General features: G+C 46.6%; 1 protein-coding gene. It reads left to right on the forward strand.

Annotated features, from left to right (window positions below):
- Positions 1 to 1,261, forward strand: a 1,261-nt coding sequence (locus PAUR_RS00035) for a non-ribosomal peptide synthetase (RefSeq protein WP_192505806.1), incomplete at both ends; no start/stop codon positions are given.

The raw sequence follows: 1,261 nt of genomic DNA on the forward strand, positions 1-1,261 counted from the left end.
ACACTCTGTGATACTTTGGCACCGATGCTTGACCAAGCTCAGTGTATTAATGTGGACCTGTGTACCGACCCATTGGTCGATATTACCCTGACTCGACCTAATAACCTCGAGCGTTTGGCCTATATCATTTACACCTCTGGGACCACTGGCACACCAAAAGGTGTCATGCTAAGTCAGCGTAATGCACTGTATTACCTTGATGCGTTAACACACGCTCTTGGCAAACAATACCAACGTATCGACTTCTCATCTAACTACTGTTTTGACTTATCTATTACCACCACTTTATGCCCGCTGTTACACGGACAACAGATCTGCTTATATACCGGTGATATTCTCGATGTCGACGCTTACCGCGACCATATCCGTACGCTTAATGTACAGTTTGTTAAAACCACCCCGAGTTTGGCATTATCTATTTTCCCTGACAGTGACACTCAAGTTGCAACGCTCATGCTTGGGGGCGAAGCCCTCACTGAGCAAAGTGTACAAACACTCGCCCCCTATTGCGATGCCATCTTTGATGAATACGGCCCAACCGAAGCCACCGTTGGCGCGATGCTCGCGCAAGCCTATCCGCGCCAACATCAGGGCATTGGTAAACCCTACAGTAATGTGCAGTTGCATGTATTATCTGATGCCTTATTACCTGTGCCTATTGGTGCGCCGGGTGAACTCTATATTTCGGGTTGTGGTGTCGCTAAAGGATATTTAAATCGTGACGAGCTCAATCAAGAACGCTTTATTGCTAATCCGTTCTCTCATCAACCTAACCATACACGACTGTATAAAACCGGTGACTTAGCGCGTTGGTTGAATAACGGCGATATTCAATACTTAGGTCGTAACGATGAGCAGGTTAAAATCAGGGGCTATCGTGTTGAACTCGGTGAGATAAGTGCCGTATTAAGTGCACTTCCTGAACTTAAAAATGCGGTGGTGATTGATGTAGCACACAATGCAGGCCAAGCTTTAGCTGCCTATATCGTGCCGCACAATGCTGACGAGGTAGACATTGCACAATTACGCGTCAGTTTATCGCAGCAGCTGCCTGAATATATGGTGCCTAGTAGCTTCACTATAATTGAAGACCTGCCATTAACTGGCAACGGGAAACTCAATAGAGCTGCGCTCCCTACTCCCACCTTCACTGATGAGAACAACTACGTTGCACCTCGTAATGAGCTAGAGCAACAACTGTGTGACATCTGGCAGGAGGTTTTGGGAATTGAACAAGTCGGCATTGAAGATAACTTCTTCC

Source organism: Pseudoalteromonas aurantia 208 (assembly GCF_014858725.1).
In the GTDB taxonomy this organism is placed as follows: domain Bacteria; phylum Pseudomonadota; class Gammaproteobacteria; order Enterobacterales; family Alteromonadaceae; genus Pseudoalteromonas; species Pseudoalteromonas aurantia.